This is a genomic window from Halobacillus sp., from assembly GCF_049282395.1.
GTDB lineage: Bacteria > Bacillota > Bacilli > Bacillales > Halobacillaceae > Halobacillus.
The window spans coordinates 1-2,783 of sequence record NZ_JBAPTY010000140.1 but is presented as its reverse complement, the minus strand read 5'-3'; the positions used below and the strand labels follow the sequence as shown (position 1 = coordinate 2,783).

At 41.6% G+C, this 2,783-nt stretch carries 4 protein-coding genes; 3 read left to right on the top strand and 1 reads right to left on the bottom strand.

Features of this window, described 5'->3' with window-relative positions; all coding sequences use genetic code 11:
* Window positions 1-139 precede the first annotated feature (139 nt).
* Window positions 140-358: a small acid-soluble spore protein SspI gene (gene sspI / locus WAM07_RS06580; protein WP_014643965.1), complete on the bottom strand. Its 219-nt coding sequence runs from the start codon at window positions 356-358 to the stop codon at window positions 140-142.
* A 119-nt stretch (window positions 359-477) separates the two neighbouring features.
* On the opposite strand from sspI, the gene WAM07_RS06575 reads away from it, so the two are divergent.
* The 3 genes from WAM07_RS06575 to WAM07_RS06565 form a co-directional block, all read left to right on the top strand.
* Complete coding sequence (locus WAM07_RS06575) at window positions 478-1,212, top strand: TrmH family RNA methyltransferase (RefSeq protein WP_422165738.1); 735 nt, start codon at window positions 478-480, stop codon at window positions 1,210-1,212.
* A gap of 318 nt (window positions 1,213-1,530) precedes the next feature.
* Window positions 1,531-2,565, top strand: a complete 1,035-nt coding sequence (gene pheS / locus WAM07_RS06570; RefSeq protein WP_014643963.1) for a phenylalanine--tRNA ligase subunit alpha — start codon at window positions 1,531-1,533, stop codon at window positions 2,563-2,565.
* A 15-nt stretch (window positions 2,566-2,580) separates the two neighbouring features.
* Window positions 2,581-2,783: hypothetical protein (locus WAM07_RS06565; RefSeq protein ID WP_422165737.1), on the top strand; the 203-nt coding region annotated here is incomplete at its 3' end.

Sequence of the window (2,783 nt, the reverse complement as noted above, 5' to 3'; positions counted from 1 at the left end):
ATTATTGGCAACGTAAAGGGTTAAAATCATTGAATTAACGTTGAATTTTATGAAACCGCCGTATACGGAACCGTACGTACGGTGGTGTGAGAGGACGGAGGTTAGTCACCTCCTCCTACTCGATCATACAGCCAATAATTTAAGCAGTAGGTTCTTTTAAGCTCTGCTCTAATGTATTTAATATTTCTTGTTTCTCCTGATCATCTGACTCTTTCCAAAGCATCTCAAAGAAAACGCCTAAGCCAGGGAGCATCTTTTCTTCGCCTTTTTGCATCGCATCATCAATTGTTGCCTCCAGCTGCTCTGAGTTATGCCCAGTTACATTGGAAAGAATGGCTTGTCTTAAGTTAAGATTCATTTTAACGGAATCCTCCTTTATATTGAATTATTCTTATGAAAGTTTCCCCCTTAGTTTGACCCAACAGGTGAAACCTATGTATGATTAGTTAGAAATAGACGAACAAATGAGGGAAGACAATGATTACATCCATTCAAAATGCACAGGTTAAAGAGTGGAAAAAACTACATAAAAGAAAATATCGCAACAGAGAACAGCGTTTTCTTATCGAAGGTTATCACTTAGTTGAAGAAGCGATGAAAAGCGACTGGCCTGTTATTGAATTTATTATCAGTGAAGACGCAAGCTTTTCAGTACCTGAGCAGACAAAATGTACAACCGTAAGCAGACAGGTGTTTTCAGCCATTTCAGAAACAGAAACACCTCAAGGGATTGCGGCAGTAGTAGGGCTGAAAGAATGGGAATATTCGCCAGCGACCCTGACATTGTTAGTGGATGCTGTTCAGGACCCAGGCAACTTAGGAACATTAATCCGGACGGCAGATGCAGCTGGATTTGATCATATTGTCCTGGGAACAGGGACGGTGGATCCTTATAATGATAAAGTTATTCGCGCAACTCAGGGCTCCATTTTCCATATTCCTCACTTCAAGGGTGATTTAGAGGATTATATAGAAGAATTGAAAAGCAGCGGTGCATCCATATGGGCCTCCACTCTTCAAAATTCTACTCCTTTTCAAAAACTGCAGCCGCAGGAAAAGGCAGCTTTAATTGTGGGGAATGAGGGACAGGGAATTTCCCAGGACCTTGTGGATTTAGCGAATGAGCTTGTTTATATCCCTATCTACGGGGAAGCAGAATCATTAAATGTTTCGATAGCCGCAGCCGTATTGATGTACCATATGAAGGGATAGGGTTGCATCCTGCTTTTTCATTCTCTATAATAAGTAAGCAGTTATATAAAAAAAGCGTAGAAAGAGGCAAGTATGTAATTGGGAATCGATCTCAGGGAGGAAGCACCTTAGACTGGAAGTGCTTCTATCGTGACAACTACTGAAATTTCACTCTGGAGCTGATCACTATCCAAGTGGTCCGGAATTCATTCCGTTATTCAATCTGAGGTGGGCACTACAGGTGTCAACAAGGGTGGTACCGCGAAACGACCATGACAAGTCTCGTCCCTTTTTTGGGGACGGGACTTTTTTATTTTTCACTAAAGGAGGATATATTCGATGAAAGAGCGTTTAGAAGAGTTGAAGCAGGAAGCTCTAGAAAAAGTTAGCAAATCCGAAAACGTACAAAGTTTGAAAGATGTTCGGGTAGAATACTTAGGAAAAAAAGGACCTATTACAGAGGTGCTTCGCGGCATGGGGAAATTATCCAAAGAAGAGAGGCCTGTAATCGGTCAGCTGGCTAATGAAGTAAGAGAAAGTATTGCCGCTGCAATTGATACGAAACAGACTCGGCTGGAAGATCAAGAACTCGAAAAACAATTAGAAGCAGAGAGCATTGACGTGACTCTTCCAGGACGACCTGTACGTGTTGGCGGTCCTCATTTGCTTACAAGTATTGTGGAAGAGATTGAAGATCTATTTATCGGAATGGGCTTTGAAATAAAAGAAGGTCCTGAAGTGGAAACCGATTATTATAACTTTGAAGCATTGAACTTACCTAAAGGACATCCGGCTCGAGATATGCAGGACTCTTTTTATATCACGGAAGAATTGCTTCTTCGTACTCATACTTCACCAGTGCAAGCACGTACAATGGGTCAGAAAAATGGAAATGAACCAGTGAAGATGATTTGTCCAGGTAAGGTTTACCGCAGGGATACAGACGATGCGACTCACTCTCACCAGTTTACTCAGTTAGAGGGACTTTTGGTCGATAAACATGTGCGTATGAGTGATTTGAAAGGGGTCTTAAACGCCTTTGCGAAACAAATGTTTGGAGCAGAACGGGATATAAGACTCCGCCCAAGTTTCTTCCCATTTACGGAACCGTCTGTTGAGATGGATATTTCGTGTAAAGTATGTGAAGGAAAAGGTTGTTCTGTCTGTAAAGGAACTGGCTGGATTGAGATATTAGGAGCGGGTATGGTTCATCCAAATGTATTGGAAATGGCAGGATATGATCCAAAAGAATATTCCGGTTTCGCATTTGGAATGGGACCTGAGCGAATTGCAATGTTGAAATATGGTGTGGATGATATTAGAAATTTCTATACCAATGACATCCGATTCTTAGAACAATATCACAAAGCGTAAAGGAGGAGAAAAACAATGCTTGTATCATCCAATTGGTTGCAAGAATTAATCGATATCAGCAGCTATTCAACCGAAGAGTTAGCTGAAATCATCACGAAAACAGGAATTGAAGTGGAAAGTGTGACACCTGTTGCAGAAGGTGTGTCCGGTGTAGTGGTGGGACACGTCCAGTCCTGTGAACAACACCCAAACGCTGATAAATTATCCCTTTGCCAGGT